Below are 17,805 nucleotides of genomic sequence, written 5' to 3'. Positions count from 1 at the left end.
CCATAGCCACCGGTCAGCTGTTTTCGCTGAAGGCTAGCCCTTGAAACGCGGGAAAGCGCTGCGGCCGGCGTAGCGAGCGGCGTCGTCGAGTTCCTCTTCGATCCGGAGCAGCTGGTTGTACTTGGCAACGCGCTCGGAGCGGGCCGGAGCACCGGTCTTGATCTGGCCGGCGTTGGTGGCAACGGCGATGTCGGCGATCGTGGTGTCTTCGGTCTCACCGGAGCGGTGCGAGGTGATGGTGGTGTAACCCGAGCGCTGGGCCAGGGACACGGCGTCCAGGGTCTCGGTCAAGGAACCGATCTGGTTGACCTTCACCAGGAGCGAGTTGGCCGTTGCGGCGTCGATGCCCTGCTGCAGGCGAACCGGGTTGGTGACGAAGAGGTCGTCGCCCACCAGCTGGACCTTGTCACCGATGGTGTCGGTGAGGGTCTTCCAGCCTTCCCAGTCGTTCTCGTCCAGCGGGTCCTCGATGGAAACCAGCGGGTAGTCGGCAACGAGCCCGGCGTAGTAGGCGCTCATCTCGGAAGCAGAAAGTGCCTTGCCTTCGAACTGGTAAGCACCGTCCTTGTAGAACTCGGAGGAAGCAACGTCCAAGGCCAGGGCGATGTCCGTGCCCGGGGTGTAGCCGGCGTTCTTGATGGCTTCCTGGATCAGGTCCAGTGCAGCGCGGTTGGACGGCAGGTTGGGGGCGAAGCCACCCTCGTCGCCGAGGCCGGTGGAGAGGCCCTTCTCCTGGAGGACAGCCTTGAGGTTGTGGTAGACCTCAACACCCCAGCGGAGGCCCTCGGAGAAGGTCTCGGCGCCGATCGGGGCGATCATGAATTCCTGGATGTCAACGTCGGAGTCGGCGTGCGAGCCACCGTTGAGGATGTTCATCAGCGGAACCGGGAGGACGTGGGCGTTCGGGCCGCCGAGGTACTTGTACAGCGGCAGGTCTGCGGAGGCAGCCGCCGCGTTGGCCACGGCCAGGGAGACGCCGAGGATGGCGTTGGCGCCAAGCTTGCCCTTGTTCGGGGTGCCGTCGAGGTCGATCATCGCCTGGTCGATGCTGCGCTGGTCAGTAGCGTCGAAGCCGATCAGGGCCGGGGAGATCTCGTCGATGACGGCGTCTACGGCCTTCTGGACACCCTTGCCGAGGTAACGGCCCTTGTCGCCGTCGCGGAGTTCAACGGCCTCGTGCTCACCGGTGGAGGCACCGGAAGGAACTGCTGCGCGGCCGATCTGGCCGTCGGAGAGCAGGACCTCAACTTCTACAGTCGGGTTACCGCGGGAATCAAGGATCTCGCGTGCGTGGATGGCATCGATAAGCGCCATGGATGTGCTCCTTATGGTGAAGCGATTTACAGGAATCTAGAGGGGAATTCTCGACGTCCTCGTCGCTACTAGCGTAGTCGAGAGTGGCTTAGGTTACGGAACGGCTTCCAACCGCTCACGTCATGAAGGCCGGCCTTGGCCGTCCTGGAACGTCCGCACCGCCTTGCGAAGGGCCCGTTCGGCGTCGACCCCTTGCTCCCGGGCTTTGGCGACGATCGCGAGCAGCAGCTCACCGAGCGCCTCCTCCGAGGCCGGAATGGCGGGAAGCACGACGCCGGCAGGGCGGCTCCCGTGGTCAATGTCGAGGCCCGCGCGTGCGGCCCTGTCCAGGGACTTCTGTGCTGCTGCCAACGCCGGAAGGTGCGGCGGAATCCCCTCGAACGGATCGGCACGTTCCGGCTTCTCGGCCCGCTTGGCGGCGTCCCACTTGAGGATGATTTCCTCGACCGTGGCAGGGAAGGTGTCCTGCAGGCAGCCGTCCGGCCGGAAGACATGCGGGTTGCGCCGCACCATCTTGGCGTTGATGCCGCGGGCGACGGCGTCGAAATCGAAGCTGCCGCGCTCCTCGGCGAGCCGGGCGTGCAGTACTACCTGAAGCAGTACGTCGCCAAGCTCGCCGCGAAGCTCATCGTCAACAGAACCCGCTTCGATCGAGTCCACCACTTCGTAGGCTTCCTCGATCAGGTACTCCACGAGCGATTCGTGTGTGAGCGCACCCATCCAGGGGCAGTGTTCCCGAAGAGCGGCGATGGTCCGGATCAGCAGACCGATGCCTTGGGCGCCGGGACCGTCAGCCGAGGTTGGCGTAGGCATCGTTGATGTACTCGACCAAGGCCTCGCGCTCGTCGAGGGGCAGGAAGGCTGCCTCGGCGGCGTTGAGGGTCAGTTCGAGCAAATCATCGAGGTCATAGTCGAAGGTCTCTACCAGGAGCTCGAACTCGTCCGTCAAAGTCACGCCGCTCATGAGGCGGTTGTCGGTGTTGATGGTGACGTTGAACCCCAGCTGGAACAGCATGTCCAGCGGGTGGCTTTCGATGCCGTCACCGAAGCTGGCGATGGCACCCGTCTGCAGGTTGGACGATGGGCAGATTTCCAGGGCGATGCCGCGGTCCCGCACCCAGCCGGCCACGTTGCCGAGCGTCACGAGCCCAACAGTGCCTTCGCCGTCGTCGTCCGCGTTTTCCTCGAACTCCACCGTGATGTCCTCGGCGATCCGGACGCCGTGACCCAGGCGCAGGGCCCGACCGTCGACGAGGGCCGACTGGATGCTGTCCAGCCCGGCGGCCTCACCTGCGTGGACGGTGGCCGGGAAGTTGTTTGCGGCGAGGTAGGTGAAGGCGTCCTTGAAGCGGGAGGGCAGGAACCCGTCCTCGGCACCGGCGATATCGAAGCCAACGGCACCCTTGGTACGGTGGCGGACGGCGAGCTCGGCAATCTCCTGGCCACGGTCGGCGTGGCGCATGGCGGTGATGAGCTGGCCCACCTGGATCTGCTGTCCGCGCTCGTCAGCGGCTGCGACGCCGGCTTCGAGGCCGGCCTGCACGGCTTCCACTACCTCATCGAGGGTGAGGCCCTTCTGCAGGTGCTGCTCCGGAGCCCACCGGACCTCGCCATAGACCACGCCATCCTCGGCGAGGTCTTCGACGAACTCCTTGGCCACCCGGAAGAGGCCTTCCTTGGTCTGCATCACGGCGATGGTGTGGTCGAAGGTCTCAAGGTAGCGGACCAGGGAACCCGAGTCTGCGGATTCGCGGAACCACTCGCCGAGCGCGACAGGATCAGTGGACGGCAAGGTGTGGCCGACGGCCTCCGCCAGTTCAATGATGGTTGCGGGCCGCAGTCCTCCGTCCAGGTGGTCGTGGAGGGAAACCTTCGGCAGGCTCTTCAGATCGAAGTCGAGGGCAGGGGCAGCGTCAACAATTGGCTCAGTCACGTACCCAACTGTAGGGGGACGGCAGGTGCTTAGCCAGCAGGCTTTGAACGGTCGACGCCCACAATGGCTTTCGCGCTTGGATCCTCCGCGGGAGCGGCGGCAGCAGTGGCCGCAGCCTCCTTGGCGTGGTCCTTCCGTTCAAGGTGTTTGTGCCACCAGCGCAGCACGTGGTCCACGATGATGCCAAGAACCACAGCGAAGGCCACAGCGATGCCAACGCCCAGGAGCGGGTTGTGGTGGACCCATTGTCCGGCCAGGAGACCGATGCCGATCGAATATCCCACCCACGTCACACAGGCAAACGCATCCAGGAAGAAGAACGTACGGTGCCGGAACCCGGTTTGGCCTGCAACGTAATTGACGGCCACGCGGCCCCAGGGAATATAACGCGCCGTGAAAATGAGGACGGCGCCACGCTTGTCCAGCTCATACTGGGCCCAGGCGAACATCTTTTGGACCTTGGGACGGCGCATCCACTTCCAGCGGGTCAGGCCAATCTTGCGGCCCAGGAGGTAGGCCATGTTGTCGCCGGCCATGGCTCCGATGAGTGCCGTAGCTCCAAGGATCCAGAGGTTGGGTTCCCCGCTGTGAAGGGACAGCGCCGAGAGGCCCACAATTGCTGTTTCGCTTGGCAGGATGGTGGCGAATCCGTCGATGAAGAAGAACACCAGGAGCACCGGGTAAATCCAAGGCTGCCCGGCTGCATGCTCGAGCATTTGGTTCAAAAACTCCACGCGGGGGTAGCTCCTAGACGGTTATGACTTGACACTGTGACGGAAGTCGCTCTTAGTGTCCCATGGCCGGGACGTCGTTCGCTACGCCCCAGCCTCGGGATCACACAATTAACGCTATAAGCGAGGGAGTTGTTCCGGCGTCAACCAGTGGGGTGATCTTCCGCCATCCAGGGCCTCATACCGTGGGTGGAGGCGGGGCGCTTTCGCCCGTGGGGCTCTCCGCCTCCGGGATGTTCTCCTTGTCCAACGGAACCGAGCCGCGGACCTTGCTGATGATGCGGTCAATGATGATGCCGAGGATCACCGCAACAACAATCGCGATCACGGCGCCCAGCAAGTGGTTGTGCTCGAACCAGACTCCGAAGAAGTAGCCCAAGACCACGGAGTAGCTGGCCCACAGCACCGCCGACAATGCCGTGAGCCCAACGAAGCGGCGGTGGTTGAAGTGCGTTGCACCTGCCGTGAGGTTCACGGCCACCCGTCCAATCGGGATGAACCGCGCCACCATGATCAGCGAGGCGGCCCGGCGTCGTAGTTCCTTGCCCGCCCACCGGAAGGCGCCCTGCATGCGCTGGGTGCGCATCCACCGCCACCGCTGGATGCCGATGCGGCGGCCGATCAGGTAGGCAATGTTGTCCCCCGAAAAGGCGCCCAGCGCTGCCACCAGGACCAGCAGCCACACGTTCGGTGAACCACTGCTTCCGGAGACAGCGCTGAGGCCTACCACCACCGATTCGCTGGGGATCGGGGGAAAGAAACCGTCGATGACGCAACAGGCCAACACCAGGAACAGCACCCAGGGCTGTTCGGCTGCGGCGAGGATGAAATCGTTGATGGCCTGCACGGGAATTAAGCCTAGGCGATCCTGTCGATAATGAGTTGCCGGGCGGGGCGGGAGCCCTCCGGCGCAATCACCACAGCGCCCTCCAAGGCCTCCTTGGCACGCCCGAACTTCTCCGGCGTATCAGTCAGGAGCGTCATGAGCGGCTCCCCCGCGCGGACCAGGGCACCGGGCTTTGCATGCATCCGGACGCCTGCCGCAGCCTGCACCTGGTCCTCCTTGCGGGCCCGCCCGGCGCCGAGACGCCACGCCGCCACGCCCACCGAAAGAGCATCCAATTCCACGAGGACACCGTCCGCCGGAGCGTAGACGACCTCGGACTCCTTCGCCACCGGCAAGGCGGCCCGCGGATCGCCACCCTGGGCCTCGATCATCCGGTTCCACACATCCATGGCCCGGCCGTCCTTGAGTGCGGCGGCGGGATCGGCGTCATGGATGCCGGCGCCCGCCAGCATTTCCTCCGCCAGCCGGACGGTCAGTTCGACGACGTCTTCCGGACCGCCGCCCGCCAGGACCTCCACAGATTCCTCAACCTCTATGGCGTTGCCCGCCGTCAAGCCAAGTGGCGTGGACATGTCCGTCATCAAGGCCACGGTGTGCACCCCGGCGTCCTTTCCCAGGGCCACCATGGTCTCGGCGAGTTCCCGGGCTTTGGCTTGGTCCTTCATGAAAGCGCCCGATCCGACCTTCACGTCGAGGACCAACGAGCCGGTGCCCTCTGCGATCTTCTTGCTCATGATCGAGGAGGCAATGAGCGGGATCGCCTCAACCGTTCCCGTGACGTCGCGGAGGGCGTAGAGCTTCTTGTCAGCCGGAGCCAGCCCGGAACCCGCTGCGCAGATAACGGCCCCAACGTCCTGGAGCTGGGCCATGATCTGCTCATTGCTGAGGTTCGCGCGCCATCCGGGGATCGCTTCGAGCTTGTCCAGCGTGCCGCCGGTGTGGCCCAGGCCGCGGCCCGAAAGCTGCGGGACAGCGACGCCGAAAACCGCCACCAATGGCGCAAGGGGAAGGGTGATCTTGTCCCCGACCCCACCGGTGGAGTGCTTGTCGCTGGTAGCCTTCCTGCCGCCGTCGGGCGTTGTCAGCGACGAAAAGTCCATCCGCTCCCCCGAGGCGATCATTGCCGATGTCCATCGCGAGATTTCTTCGCGGTCCATGCCGTTGAGGAGGATGGCCATGTTGAGCGCCGCCATCTGTTCCTCGGCAATGACGCCCCGGGTGTAGGCATCGATGGTCCAGTCGATTTGTTCGGGCGTCAGCGTGCCCTTGTCCCGCTTGATGGTGATGATCTGGACGGCGTCGAAGGCTTCGGAGCTGGTCACGTGTTTTCCTCCAGGTGTTCCGGACCGAAGGCGTCAGGCAGCACCTGGTCCATGGTTTTGATGCCTTGGGTGGTCATGAGCTGCATGCCGGGGGCCCGGAACTCGTACAGCAGTTGGCGGCAACGCCCGCAGGGCATCAGCACGTTTCCCTGGCCGTCCACGCAATAGAACGCCGCGATCCTGCCACCGCCGCTCATATGCAACTGACCCACCAGCGCACATTCGGCGCAAAGGGTCAGGCCGTAGCTTGCGTTCTCAACGTTGCAGCCGCTGATGATCCTGCCGTCCTCGGTGAGGGCCGCAGCCCCCACCGGGAACTTCGAATAGGGTGCATACGCCTTGGCCATGGCCTGCTTCGCGGCGTCTTCCAGGGCCTGCCAATTGACGTCGCCCACCGGCTCAGCCCTTGACATACGGTATGCCGCTGGCTGCGGGCGGCCTTGACCTGCCCACCAAACCGGCGACGGCGAAGATGGTCACGAGGTACGGCAACATGGCCATGAACTGGCTGGGCACCGGAGTTCCGATAATGCCCAGGATCGATTGCAGGTTGTAGGCGAAGCCGAACAGCAGCGATGCCAGGAACGCACCGATGGGATTCCACCGGCCGAAGATCAAAGCCGCGAGGGCGATGAAGCCGCGGCCACCGGAAATCTCCTTGGTGAAGGAGTCAATGGTCACCAACGTGAAGACAGCCCCGCCGATGCCGGCAATGGCGCCGCCAAGCGTGACGTTCCAGAAACGGGTGGCGTTGACGTTGATGCCCAGCGTGTCCGCCGCCTGGGGGTGCTCGCCCACTGCGCGGACCCGCAGGCCCCAGCGGGTCTTGAACAGCCCGAACCACACCACGGCCACCGCAATGTACATGAGGTAACCGGCGATGGACTGTTCAAAGAGGATCGGACCAATAATCGGGATGTCGGAGAGCAGCGGAATCGGCAGGATGTCCAGGCGTCCCGGGGTATTGAACTGATCCTTGTTCGGCGCCATGACCGTGCCAAACAGGAATCCCGTGAGGCCCGAGACCAGGACGTTCAGCACCACGCCGACGATGATCTGGTTGACGAGGTACTTGATGCTGAACACTGCCAACACCATGGACACCGCGGCACCTGCCGCCGCAGCAGCAAGCAGGCCGATGTATGGACTGCCCGTCACGGTGGCCACGAGCGCCGCTGTGAAGGCACCGCCCAGCAACTGGCCCTCGATGGCGATGTTGACCACGCCCACCCGCTCACACAGGACACCGGACAACGAGCCGAACACCAACGGAACGGCAAGCGTGACGGAGCCCGCCACCAGGCCGGCGAGCGAAATGGACGGCTGGCGGGCGCCGGCCACGATCCAAACAAGCAGGGCGAAGACGAACACCACGGCGAAGGCGATCGGCAGCCATTTGGGTGAGCGTTCCCCGCGGGTCCACAAGTAGATCGAGTAGGCCGCCATGGCCAGCAACAGGATGGCCAGCAGCACGCCGCCAACCTGGCCTGGGATCATGAGGGCCGGAACCTGGAACGTGTCGCCCGGATCGCTGATCTTCATCTCGGCAGTCTGGCCGGGGCCGAGCAGTCCGAAGAAGACCAGGGCCAGCAAGGCCAGTACTCCGAGTGACACAGGGACCTTCAATGAAGGCCTCGTGCCGGGCAGCGCGGGTGCTCCGGCCTTGGGAGCGGTAGTTGTTGCGCTCACTTGGCACCTCCGGTGGCAACGGCGGCCTTCGGTGCCGCCTTCCTGTTTTTGTTCTTCTTCTTGCTGTCCAGCCGGAAGATGGACCGGATCAGCGGCGGAGCCGCGATGAACAGGACGATCAGCGATTGGACCACCAGGACGATGTCGATCGGCGTTCCCGTTTGGATCTGCATCTGGACCGCGCCGGCCCGGAAAGCGCCGAACAACAGGCCGGCGAAGAACGTACCCCAAGGAGTACTCCGCCCCAGAAGGGCCACCGTGATGGAGTCGAAGCCGATCTGCGCGGCAACGCCGCCGGTCAGGACTTTCTCCGTTCCGGCAACCTGGGCCACACCGCCGAACGCAGCAAGCGCACCCGCGAAGGCCATGACCAGGATGGTTGCGCGGGGAACTTTGACGCCGGCCGTTCGGGCGGCCGCCGGGTTCGCGCCAACAGCCCGGAATTCAAAGCCGATGGTGGACCGGTTCAGCATCCACCACACGCCATAGGTCAGCAGCACGGCTACCAGGAAGCCAAGGTGGAGCCGCGAGCCCGGGATCAGCACCGGGTATGTGGCGGACTCGTCGAGTCGCGGCGAGATGGGGCTGTTGTCCCCGGGTCGGCGGAAAGCGGCCGTGTTCAGCAGGAAGTCCAGCAGGAACAAGGCCACGTAGTTCAACATGATGGTCACGATGACCTCATGCGCGCCCGTCCTGGCTTTCAAGACACCCACGATGCCGCCCCATACTGCGCCGCCCAGGACGCCCATGATGATGACGATCAGCAGGTGCAGGCCGAAGGGCAGGTGCCAGGTGAAACCAACGTAGGCGGCGAGCGTAGCGCTGATGATGATCTGGCCTTGGGCGCCGATATTGAACAGACCTGCACGGAAGGCCAGGGCAACACCCAAACCAGCGCAGATCAGCGGCGTAGCCACGGTCATGGTTTCCAGCATCGGCATGAAGCCCTGGCGTGTGTTGAACACGGCGCCTTGGAACAGTGCCACGTAGCTCTTGGTCATGGCGTCCCACAGGGCCGAGAGGAAGTCGGCAGGGCGGGCGAAGAAGTAGCCTGCAGTCCTCGCTGCCCGGGCGTCCGTGCTGGCAATCAGGAGCCCACCGAGGATCAGTGCCACGATCACGGCGAGGACCGACACGAAGCCGTTGCCCATGACGATCCTGCGCATCGCGCTTCCCTCATGATGGCCTACGTCGCCGCTCTGTGAGGAAACCGGCACGATCGACGGCTCCAGCGTGCCGCCTGCGGTATCCAGGGCGACATCGGCCGCCTGGGCATCCGCAGTGGATTCATGGGGTGTTGCATCCTTCTTGGACTGGTCACTGGTTGTCATCGGAGCCCCCTTCCGGGCTGACGCCGGCCATCATGAGGCCGAGGGTGTCGCGGGGAGTACCGGCGGGAACAATGCCCACGAGCTTGCCCTTGTAAAGCACGGCAATGCGGTCTGCCAGTTCCATGACTTCGTCGAGTTCCGTGGAGACGATCATCACCGGCGTCCCAACATCGCGCTCGGCGACGATGCGCTTGTGCAGGAATTCGATGGAGCCCACATCCACGCCGCGGGTGGGCTGGCTTGCGATGAACAGCCGCAGCGGGCGGGACAGCTCGCGTGCCATGACCACTTTTTGCTGGTTGCCGCCGGAGAGGGTTCCCGCCGCGGCACCGGCCGATGGGGTCCGGATGTCGAATTCCTCAATTTTGGCCTTGGCGTTGTCCGCCACTTTGGTGGGCTTCATGCTCACACCGCTGGCAAAAGGCGCCTGGTCGTAGAGGTCAAGGACAAGGTTTTCCGCCACGGAGAACGGTCCCACGAGTCCGTCGACTGTCCGGTCTTCCGGAACAAAGCCGACGCCGGAACGCAGGACGTCCTTGACGGGCAAACCCAGGAGCTGCTTGCCATCCAGGGTGACGGAGCCGGTGACATGTTCCTGGACCCCGAGGATCGCTTCCGTCAGCTCGGTCTGTCCGTTGCCCTGGACACCGGCGACGGCGAGGATCTCGCCTTGGGCGATGTCGAAGCTGATCCCGTCCACCACGTTGGTGCCGTTGGGAGCGCGAACCGTGAGGTTCTCGACGACGAAGGTGGTCTCCTTGGGCTGTGCCGCCGCTTTGTTCAGGCTCAGGCTGACGGGCCGGCCCACCATCATGGAGGCCAGTTCCGTGGCCGAGGCCGTCGGGGGCGCATCGCCCACCACCTTGCCGCGTCTGACCACCGTGATGACGTCCGAGACGGCCTTCACTTCCCTGAGTTTGTGGGAGATGAAGACAATCGAGGTTCCACTGGCTTTGAGCTGGCGCATGATGTCCAGGAGCTCATCCGTTTCCTGTGGCGTCAGGACGGCTGTGGGCTCGTCCAGGATGAGTACCTTGGCTTCGCGGACCAGCGCCTTGATGATCTCCACGCGCTGCTGGACACCAACCGGAAGGTCCTCCACCAGGGCGTCAGGGTCCACGTCGAAGCCGTATTTCTCCGAGATTTCGCGGATCCGCTTGCGCGTTTCGTCCATGCTGAGGACGCCGCCGAAGGACGTCGGTTCGGCTCCGAGCGCCACGTTTTCCGCGACGCTAAACACTGGGACCAGCATGAAGTGCTGGTGCACCATGCCGATGCCCGCCGCCATGGCGTCGCCGGGCCCGCGGAAGTTCACGGGCTGGTCGTCCACCAGGATTTGTCCGGCCGTAGGTTCATAGAGCCCGTACAGCACATTCATGAGGGTTGATTTTCCGGCACCATTCTCACCGAGGAGGCAATGGATCTGGCCGGATTCGACCACGAGGTCGATGTCTTGGTTGGCGTAGAAGCTCCCGAAGGCTTTCGAGATCCCCTTTAATTCGAGTTTCACAACTCCCACCGTTCTTTGAGTCCGAGGGACGGCTGCACTGCTCACTACCTATGGCAGCAGCCTAGTCAGGGCAAAAACGAGCCGCCAGTACCGGGGAACGGTACTGGCGGCGCGTCCAGGAGTTGCTACTTCTTGGGGCTGGCCGCCGATTCGATCTTCAGCTTGCCGGAGATGATGTCCGCCTTCAGGGCATCGAGCTCAGACTTGGTGTCGGCGGAGATGGCCGAGTCAAGGTCGTGGAACGGGGCGATGGCCACGCCGTCGTTGGCAAGGGTGCCAACGTAGGCCTCGTTGCTGAACTTGCCGTCCTTGTCGTCCTTCACCACGGTTTCCACGGCTTCACCCATCTGCTTGACCACGGAGGTCAGCATCAGGTCCTTGTATTCGGGAGCGGTGAGGAAGCCATCGGAGTCAACCCAGATGAGCTTGACGTCCTTGCCCGCGGCCTTGGCTTCCTTGAGTGCCGCGCCGGCACCCTTGCCAACCGGGCCGGCAACGGGCATCACGATGTCCGCGCCCTGGTCCAGCAGGTTCTTGGTGATCTGCTTTCCGGTGTCCTGCTTCTCGAAGTCACCGGTGAACGAGCCGTCCTGCGTGGCCTTGTCCCAACCGACAACCTGGACGGTCTTCCCCTTGGCCTTGTTGTAAGCCTGGACGCCGTCGTAGAAACCGTCCATGAAGATGGTGACGGTAGGCAGCTTGATGCCGCCGAAGGTTCCCACCTTGCCGGTCTTGGTTGCCGAGGCAGCGGCGTAGCCGGCCAGGTAGGCAGCCTGTGCGGTGTCGTAGACAACCGGTTTCACGTTGGCGATAGGCGTCTGGTACGAGTAGTCGATGATGGCGAAGTGCTTGTCCGTGTTCTTCTCGGCTGCGGCCTTGGTGGCGTCGCCCAGGAGGAAGCCCACCGTGATGGTCATGTTGCAGCCGGCGGACATCATGCCGTTCAGGTTGGTCTCGAAGTCGCTGTTGGCCTTGGACTCCGCGGACTTGGTGTTGATGCCCAGGTCCTTTTCGGTCTTCTTGAGGCCCTCGAAGGAGGACTGGTTGAAGGATTGGTCGTCAAACCCACCGGAGTCGGAGACGATGCAACCGGTGTAGTTGCTGGCGGTGTTGCTGCTGGAGCCGGCGTCGGGAGCCTGTCCGCAACCGCTGAGCAGGAGCGCGGTAGCGCCCAAGGTGGCCACACCGGCCATCGAACCGCGCTTCAGGGTGGCACGCAGTGGTTTCTTCAATGTTCCTCCAGGAAGAAAGTGATGATCGCTACGACTGGTGGTCAATGAGTGTCCGTTTCCAAAACCCCGGGGCAGAAATTCTGTTTTCACTGATGCTTCGCAGCATTGCGCCGTAGCGCACTAATACCACCACCCTAGTGGCGTAGAACACATGGAGGTAGCACAAAGATGGCCCCCGCCCCAGATCGTTGACTTTTTGTTACCAATCAGTAGGCGGGGGCGCCAGTCACAGGCGGACGAGCATCTTTCCTGTGTTCATTCCGTCCAGCAGGTCGATGAACGCGCGCGGCGCGTTTTCCAGTCCGTCCACGATCGTCTCGTCGTAGCTGACGGTGCCATCGGCCAACCAGCCGGCCATCTTCTGCCGGAACTCAGCAGCGTGCTGCCTCTGGCCGCCCACGAGGAAGCCGCGAAGCGTCAGTTGCTTGCCGATCGCCACGGCCAGGTTGCGCGGAGCTGCCGGCGGCTCAGTGGAGTTGTATTGCGCGATGGCACCGCACATGGCAACCCGCCCTCCGACGTTCATCGTGGCAAGGGCCGCTTCCAGGTGCTCCCCGCCGACGTTGTCGAAGTACACGTCGATGCCCTGCTCCCCCGCGGCCTCGCGGAGCTGCTCCAGCACGGGGGCATCGTTGTAGTTGAACGCGGCGTCGAAGCCGAGTTCCAACAGCCGGGCAACCTTGGCCGCCGAGCCCGCACTGCCAATCACCTTCCCGGCCCCCATGGCCTTGGCGATCTGCCCCACCATGGAACCCACGGCCCCGGCGGCACCTGAGACGAAGACCACGTCGCCTTCCTTGAATTCGGCCACCTTGAGCAGTCCGGCATACGCCGTCAAGCCGGTCATGCCCAACGCTCCGAGGAATGCAGAGGCCGGCGCCAGTCCGTGCGGAACCATGCTCGCCGCTGCGGCGTCAACAACAGCGTGTTCACGCCACCCGAGTTGATGCACGACGACGTCACCCACCTTGAGCGCGTCCGAACGGGACGCGATCACCTCACCTACGGCACCGCCGTCGAGCGCGGCATCGATGCTGAAAGGTGCCGAGTAGGACTTTGCGTCGTTCATGCGGCCGCGCATGTACGGATCCACGGACATGAACTGGTTCTTCACCAGCACCTGGCCATCCTGCAGTTCGGGCAGTCCAGCCTCGGCCAGACGGAAGTTCTCCGGCACGGGACGGCCCGACGGGCGCGAGGCGAGCTGGATTTCGCGGGTTGCGGCTGGCAGTTCCTGGGTCACGGCGCTCATGCTGCGAACTCCACGAGCTTGAGGTCTACGGCAATGTTGCCGCGCGTGGCGTTGGAGTAGGGGCAGATCTGGTGCGCTTTGGCCATGAGTTCCTCGGCCTTTTCACGACCCAGGGCGGGCAGCGCGATTTCGAGTTCAGCGGCCAGGCCGTAGCCTTCGCTGTCCGTCAATGCGCCGAAGTGGACTTTGGCAGCGACAGCGGAATCCGTGAGGTCGACGCGTTCCTTCCGGCCTACAAGGCGCAGCGCTGAATGGAAGCAGGCTGCGTAGCCGGCGGCAAACAGCTGCTCTGGGTTGGTCCCCTGGCCGTTGCCACCGAGTTCCACGGGGCTTGCCAGGGCTACGTCGAGTTTGCCATCGTTGGTGCGCGCGTTACCGTCGCGGCCTTCGCCCGAGGCCAAGGCCTCAGCTGTGTAGAGGGTCTTCATGGATCTATCCCTTTCTGGTGTGGAAATCTTCAGAGTGAGTTCTGCAGTGCCGCGGTGAGCTTGCCGAGAGTGGCGTGAAGCTGTTGGATTTCTGCCGCGGAGAGTCCCGCAGCATCGGCGAGTCGCTGGGGGACGGCTCCAGCACGTTCGCTGAGCCCGCGCCCGGCTGCCGTGAGCACCACGTCGACGCGGCGTTCGTCCTCGGCCGAGCGGTGGCGCTCAACAAGCCCCAGCGATTCAAGTCGCTTCAAGAGCGGCGACAAGGTGCCCGAGTCCAGGCCGAGTTCGGCCCCAAGCTCGCGGACGCTGCGCGGCTCCTGCTCCCACAGGACCAGCATCACCAAGTACTGCGGATACGTCAGGCCCAGCTCGTCGAGCACGGGGCGGTAGACCGCCGTCGCGGCTTTCGATGCCGAGTACAGCGCGAAGCAAACCTGGTGGCGGAGGCGGGGAGCATCACTCATGGATAAAACGGTAGCGCACAATTAAATTGTGCACAACTCAATTGGCCAAACTTTTACCCAACTGAGTCGCAGTTGTGCGCGTTTTGGGCGCTGAAAACGCGCACAAATGCGACCCAGTTGGGTTACTGCTGCTGGTCGCGGATGGTGCGGAGCGCAGCGGCAGTAAGGACGCGGACCGCATAGCCCAAGGCGCGCTCGTCCACGATGAAGTCTCCCCGGTGGAGGTCGTACTCTTCGCCACCGGGCGTGTGAGTACCCAGGCGCATCATGGCGCCGGGGAGGTCGGCGAGGAACCACGCGAAGTCTTCGCCACCCATGGACTGCGGAGTCAGGACAACGGCATTCTCGCCCAACTCTGCCCGGGCCGCGGCCTCGATCAAGGCGGTCTCATGCTCCGAGTTCACCACCGGCGGGACACCGCGGGTGTGCTCCAGGTGGACGTCCACGCCGTAGGGCGCGGCAACCTGCTTCACGACGTCGTCCAGCAGCTCCCCGGCGCTGTGCCAGGCGTCGCGGTCCAGGCAGCGCATGGTTCCGGCCATGTACCCGCTGCCCGGAATCGCGTTCGGAGCAGAACCCGCCGAGATCTGGCCCCAGACCACGGAGACACCGCTGCGGACATCCACGCGGCGCGACAAGACGGCCGGGACGTTAATGGCAATCTGCGCCAAAGCGAACACGAGGTCCTCGGTCAGGTGCGGCCGGGAGGTGTGGCCACCGCGGCCCGTCAGTTCGATCTTGATGGTGTCCGATGCCGAGGTAATGGCCCCGATGCGGGTACCGATCTGGCCAACGTTGATCCTCGGATCACAATGCAGCGCCAGGATACGGGGAACGCCCTGCAGCACGCCCTGCTCGATGCAGGACAACGCGCCGCCCGGCATGGTTTCCTCGGCCGGTTGGAAGATGATGCGGACGGAACCGCCCAACGGGTTGTTCTTGTGCATGCGCTGGAGCGTCAGGGCGATGCCCAGCATGGTGGTGGTGTGGATGTCGTGGCCGCATGCGTGCGTCACACCGTGGTTCTTGGAAGCGAACGGGAGGCCGGTTTCCTCGATGATCGGCAGGGCGTCGATGTCGCCGCGGAGGGCGGTGGCGATGGGGCCTTCCCCCACGTCCACCGTCAAGCCCGTGCCCTCCAACCTGCGTGGCTTCAACCCGGCAGCCTCGAGACGCTCCACGAGTTTGTCCGTGGTGCGGAATTCCTTGAAGGAAAGTTCGGGGTGCGCGTGCAGGTCCCGCCTGAATTCGATGAGTCCGGGCAACAGCTCGTCAACCCAGGGACCAACAACAGGGGTGGGCTCGGTTTCAGTCGTGTAATTGCGCACGTCACAACTCTAGCCATGCACAGCCTTCGAAGAACGAAAGCCACCTCTTGGTTACGCTGCGTTCAGGCGCAGGACAAGCAAAGAGGTGGCTTGCGTTATAAGGCTCCGGCTAAAGCACGTCCGTGTCGCCGCTGGCTTTCAGGGCATCGACGGCACCCTTGACCCTCTGCGCGTGTTCCTTGGTGGTCACCAGGAGTGCGTCCGGGGTGTCCACGATGACGACGTCCTTGATACCGATCAGGGCAATAACGCGCTTGGTGTCCGAAACAACCACGCCGCTGGCGTTTTCGGCGAAAACGCGGGCGCCCTCGCCAAGGACTGTCACCTCGTCAACGTCGCCGGCATTGTTGAGGCGTCCGATCGCGGCAAAGTCACCGACGTCGTCCCAACGGAAAGTACCAGGTACGACGGCGACATCGCCGGCTGCCGCTGCGGGCTCAGCGACGGCGTAGTCAATGGCAATCTTGGGCAAGGTTGGCCACACGCGCGCGGTCACTTCGTCGCGCTGCGGCGTGTCCCAGGCCTGCGCAATCTCCTGGATCCCGCCGAACAGCTCCGGCTGGTTGGCTTCCAGGTGCTTGAGCATGAGGGCAACGGGAGCCACGAACATACCGGCATTCCATACGTAGTCGCCTGCCTCGACGTACTTACGGGCAACGTCTTCGCTGGGCTTCTCGACGAATTCCGCCACGGCCAGCGCGTTTGGCGCACCGTCGACCTTCAGTTCCTTGCCGGAACGGATGTAGCCGAAGCCGGTTGACGGGTGCGTGGGCTTGATGCCGATGGTGACGATCTTGCCGGTTGCCGCGGTGAAGATGGCTTCCCGCACGGTGTCCTGGAAGAGCTCGTCCGGGCTGATCACCTGGTCTGCCGCGAAGGAGCCCATGATGGTTTCCGGGTTCCTCTGGTAAAGGATGGCCGCCGCAAGGCCGATGGCTGCGCCGGAATCCTTGGGTTCGCTTTCGAGGACCAACTCGTCATCCCCTACTTCGGGGAGCTGGCGGCACACGGCCGCGCGGTGCGCCTGGCCCGTCACCACGAGGACCCGCTCGCCGGCCAAAGGCTCAAGGCGGTCATAGGTGGCCCTCAACAAAGTGCTGCCGGAACCGGTCAGGTCGTGGAGGAACTTCGGTGCCGCGGCACGCGAGAGTGGCCACAGCCGGGTCCCCACACCGCCTGCCGGAATGACTGCATGGAAGCGGTCCAATGGCGATTCCGGGAATGTCGCGTCTTCTGTACTCACCTCAATACTTTATCGGACACCGCTGGCAGGCCCCGCCGCGCGCCACACATGTGGCATTAGTCTCATGCGGCGGAAAAATTCGCGGAATCACGGGCGGGAAACACAGAATTAACAAGCAGAGAAGCCGGTCCTAAATTGAATAAGCTGTTAGCGAAGCCTAGATTTAGGCGTGAGCTACGAGTGCTCTCGCAGCAGGCGTTCCCCCCGCGTGGATCCCATGCCAGCGCCGCTGTGTTGCAGGAAGGTTTATTCAGTGCCGACAAAACCAGCTGGCACCTTGTACCGCGGCCGTGAAGGCATGTGGTCCTGGGTTGGACACCGCATTACCGGTGTAGTGATCTTTTTCTTCTTGTTGGTCCATGTGCTGGACACCTCATTGGTGCGCGTGTCCCCTGAGGCCTACACCGCCGTTATCGGCGCCTACAAGAACCCCCTCATGGCCCTGGGTGAAACGGGCCTGGTCGCTGCGATCATCTTCCACGCCTTCAACGGCCTGCGTGTGATCGCGATCGACTTCTGGAAGAAGGGCGCAAAGTACCAGCGCCAACTGCTGTGGGTCGTACTTGCACTGTGGCTGGTTACGTTCGCAGGTTTCGCCATCCGCCACCTTTCCCTCGCGCTGGGAGGCCACTAAGCCATGACCACCATCCAGTCCCCCCGCTCGGGCAAGATTGCCCCGAAGTACAACCGCACCGGCAGCAGCCGCGGCAACTTCGAAATGATCGCCTGGCTCTTCATGCGCCTCTCCGGCATCGTCCTGGTGGTGTTGATCTTCGGCCACCTGTTCGTGAACCTGCTGGTGGGCGAAGGCATCCACGCCATCGACTTCGGTTTTGTCGCCGGCAAGTGGGCAGATCCCTTCTGGCAGTTCTGGGACCTGGCCATGCTCTGGCTGGCCATGCTCCACGGCACCAACGGCGTCCGCACCATCATCAACGACTACGCGGAAAAGGACTCCACCCGCTTCTGGCTCAAGGTGGTCCTGTACGCAGCAACTGCGGTCATCGTCATCCTCGGCACCCTGGTGATCTTCACGTTCAACCCGTGCCCCGTCGTCGACGGCGTTCAGTTGCCTGGCGGTTTCTGCCCGGCGCCGTAGCGGCTCCTCCGGTGGGCCTGTTCCAAGGGCCGCACCCGACTTAGCGGAGCAGGCTCCGCCGACCATCTGAATTTTTGAAAGA

General features: G+C 63.7%; 18 protein-coding genes. 2 read left to right on the top strand and 16 right to left on the bottom strand.

Going from position 1 to position 17,805, the window contains the following annotated elements:
• Positions 1-33: 33 nt before the first annotated feature.
• The 16 genes from eno to ACFVSJ_RS00860 all read right to left on the bottom strand — a co-directional run bounded on the left by eno (position 34) and on the right by ACFVSJ_RS00860 (position 16,624).
• On the bottom strand, positions 34-1,314 hold the full coding sequence (eno, locus tag ACFVSJ_RS00935) for a phosphopyruvate hydratase (protein WP_387433287.1): 1,281 nt from the start codon (positions 1,312-1,314) through the stop codon (positions 34-36).
• A gap of 120 nt (positions 1,315-1,434) precedes the next feature.
• Positions 1,435-2,127, bottom strand: a complete 693-nt coding sequence (locus ACFVSJ_RS00930) for a MazG nucleotide pyrophosphohydrolase domain-containing protein (RefSeq protein WP_387433286.1) — start codon at positions 2,125-2,127, stop codon at positions 1,435-1,437.
• A complete protein-coding gene (locus ACFVSJ_RS00925) occupies positions 2,105-3,247 on the bottom strand; it encodes an adenosine deaminase (protein ID WP_387433284.1) in 1,143 nt (380 codons plus the stop codon). Before ACFVSJ_RS00925 ends, ACFVSJ_RS00930 begins: the two co-directional genes overlap by 23 nt.
• A 29-nt stretch (positions 3,248-3,276) precedes the next feature.
• Positions 3,277-3,963, bottom strand: coding sequence for a DedA family protein (locus tag ACFVSJ_RS00920; RefSeq protein ID WP_387434143.1), 687 nt, complete (start codon positions 3,961-3,963; stop codon positions 3,277-3,279).
• Positions 3,964-4,156: 193 nt separating this feature from the next.
• Entirely contained in the window at positions 4,157-4,825 is a 669-nt protein-coding gene (locus tag ACFVSJ_RS00915; protein WP_387433281.1) for a DedA family protein, read from the bottom strand.
• An 11-nt stretch (positions 4,826-4,836) separates the two neighbouring features.
• Positions 4,837-6,147 carry a thymidine phosphorylase gene (locus ACFVSJ_RS00910; protein ID WP_387433278.1) on the bottom strand — a complete coding sequence of 437 codons (1,311 nt, stop codon included), beginning with the start codon at positions 6,145-6,147 and terminating at the stop codon, positions 4,837-4,839.
• The gene (locus ACFVSJ_RS00905) at positions 6,144-6,560 is read right to left on the bottom strand and encodes a cytidine deaminase (RefSeq protein ID WP_387433275.1); all 417 of its coding nucleotides are present in this window, start codon (positions 6,558-6,560) and stop codon (positions 6,144-6,146) included. The genes ACFVSJ_RS00910 and ACFVSJ_RS00905 overlap by 4 nt, the downstream gene beginning before the upstream one ends.
• Complete coding sequence (locus ACFVSJ_RS00900) at positions 6,547-7,836, bottom strand: ABC transporter permease (protein WP_387433272.1); 1,290 nt, start codon at positions 7,834-7,836, stop codon at positions 6,547-6,549. Before ACFVSJ_RS00900 ends, ACFVSJ_RS00905 begins: the two co-directional genes overlap by 14 nt.
• Positions 7,833-9,167, bottom strand: a complete 1,335-nt coding sequence (locus tag ACFVSJ_RS00895) for an ABC transporter permease (RefSeq protein WP_387433270.1) — start codon at positions 9,165-9,167, stop codon at positions 7,833-7,835. The genes ACFVSJ_RS00900 and ACFVSJ_RS00895 overlap by 4 nt, the downstream gene beginning before the upstream one ends.
• Entirely contained in the window at positions 9,154-10,677 is a 1,524-nt protein-coding gene (locus ACFVSJ_RS00890) for an ABC transporter ATP-binding protein (RefSeq protein WP_387433267.1), read from the bottom strand. The genes ACFVSJ_RS00895 and ACFVSJ_RS00890 overlap by 14 nt, the downstream gene beginning before the upstream one ends.
• Positions 10,678-10,802: 125 nt before the next feature.
• Entirely contained in the window at positions 10,803-11,870 is a 1,068-nt protein-coding gene (locus ACFVSJ_RS00885) for a BMP family protein (RefSeq protein ID WP_387434141.1), read from the bottom strand.
• Positions 11,871-12,135: 265 nt separating this feature from the next.
• Entirely contained in the window at positions 12,136-13,161 is a 1,026-nt protein-coding gene (locus ACFVSJ_RS00880) for an NADP-dependent oxidoreductase (protein WP_387433265.1), read from the bottom strand.
• Entirely contained in the window at positions 13,158-13,589 is a 432-nt protein-coding gene (locus ACFVSJ_RS00875; protein WP_387433262.1) for an organic hydroperoxide resistance protein, read from the bottom strand. Before ACFVSJ_RS00875 ends, ACFVSJ_RS00880 begins: the two co-directional genes overlap by 4 nt.
• A 29-nt stretch (positions 13,590-13,618) precedes the next feature.
• Positions 13,619-14,053, bottom strand: a complete 435-nt coding sequence (locus ACFVSJ_RS00870; RefSeq protein ID WP_387433260.1) for a MarR family winged helix-turn-helix transcriptional regulator — start codon at positions 14,051-14,053, stop codon at positions 13,619-13,621.
• Between the two features lie 122 nt (positions 14,054-14,175).
• Complete coding sequence (locus ACFVSJ_RS00865) at positions 14,176-15,381, bottom strand: amidohydrolase (protein WP_387433257.1); 1,206 nt, start codon at positions 15,379-15,381, stop codon at positions 14,176-14,178.
• Positions 15,382-15,490: 109 nt separating this feature from the next.
• Positions 15,491-16,624: a mannose-1-phosphate guanylyltransferase gene (locus ACFVSJ_RS00860; RefSeq protein WP_387433255.1), complete on the bottom strand. Its 1,134-nt coding sequence runs from the start codon at positions 16,622-16,624 to the stop codon at positions 15,491-15,493.
• A 253-nt stretch (positions 16,625-16,877) separates the two neighbouring features.
• Between ACFVSJ_RS00860 and sdhC the strand changes: the two genes are divergently transcribed.
• Both sdhC and ACFVSJ_RS00850 read left to right on the top strand, forming a co-directional pair.
• Positions 16,878-17,258, top strand: a complete 381-nt coding sequence (sdhC, locus tag ACFVSJ_RS00855) for a succinate dehydrogenase, cytochrome b556 subunit (RefSeq protein ID WP_011773978.1) — start codon at positions 16,878-16,880, stop codon at positions 17,256-17,258.
• Between the two features lie 3 nt (positions 17,259-17,261).
• The gene (locus tag ACFVSJ_RS00850; protein WP_387433251.1) at positions 17,262-17,723 is read left to right on the top strand and encodes a succinate dehydrogenase hydrophobic membrane anchor subunit; all 462 of its coding nucleotides are present in this window, start codon (positions 17,262-17,264) and stop codon (positions 17,721-17,723) included.
• Positions 17,724-17,805: the final 82 nt, after the last annotated feature.

The sequence above is a fragment of the Paenarthrobacter sp. NPDC058040 genome (assembly GCF_042885775.1).
Lineage (GTDB): Bacteria > Actinomycetota > Actinomycetes > Actinomycetales > Micrococcaceae > Arthrobacter.
Note: the sequence above shows the minus strand (reverse complement) of the source record. Positions and strands in the feature narration are given on the sequence as shown.

Bases quoted from the DNA above. Each gene is read 5' to 3' on its own strand.
- ACFVSJ_RS00895 (WP_387433270.1), bottom strand. From the start codon at position 9,167: ATGACAACCAGTGACCAGTCCAAGAAGGATGCAACACCCCATGAATCC.
- ACFVSJ_RS00920 (WP_387434143.1), bottom strand. From the start codon at position 3,963: ATGCTCGAGCATGCAGCCGGGCAGCCTTGGATTTACCCGGTGCTCCTG.
- ACFVSJ_RS00850 (WP_387433251.1), top strand. From the start codon at position 17,262: ATGACCACCATCCAGTCCCCCCGCTCGGGCAAGATTGCCCCGAAGTAC.
- ACFVSJ_RS00930 (WP_387433286.1), bottom strand. From the start codon at position 2,127: ATGCCTACGCCAACCTCGGCTGACGGTCCCGGCGCCCAAGGCATCGGT.
- ACFVSJ_RS00905 (WP_387433275.1), bottom strand. From the start codon at position 6,560: ATGTCAAGGGCTGAGCCGGTGGGCGACGTCAATTGGCAGGCCCTGGAA.
- eno (WP_387433287.1), bottom strand. From the start codon at position 1,314: ATGGCGCTTATCGATGCCATCCACGCACGCGAGATCCTTGATTCCCGC.
- ACFVSJ_RS00875 (WP_387433262.1), bottom strand. From the start codon at position 13,589: ATGAAGACCCTCTACACAGCTGAGGCCTTGGCCTCGGGCGAAGGCCGC.
- ACFVSJ_RS00885 (WP_387434141.1), bottom strand. From the start codon at position 11,870: ATGGCCGGTGTGGCCACCTTGGGCGCTACCGCGCTCCTGCTCAGCGGT.
- ACFVSJ_RS00870 (WP_387433260.1), bottom strand. From the start codon at position 14,053: ATGAGTGATGCTCCCCGCCTCCGCCACCAGGTTTGCTTCGCGCTGTAC.
- ACFVSJ_RS00880 (WP_387433265.1), bottom strand. From the start codon at position 13,161: ATGAGCGCCGTGACCCAGGAACTGCCAGCCGCAACCCGCGAAATCCAG.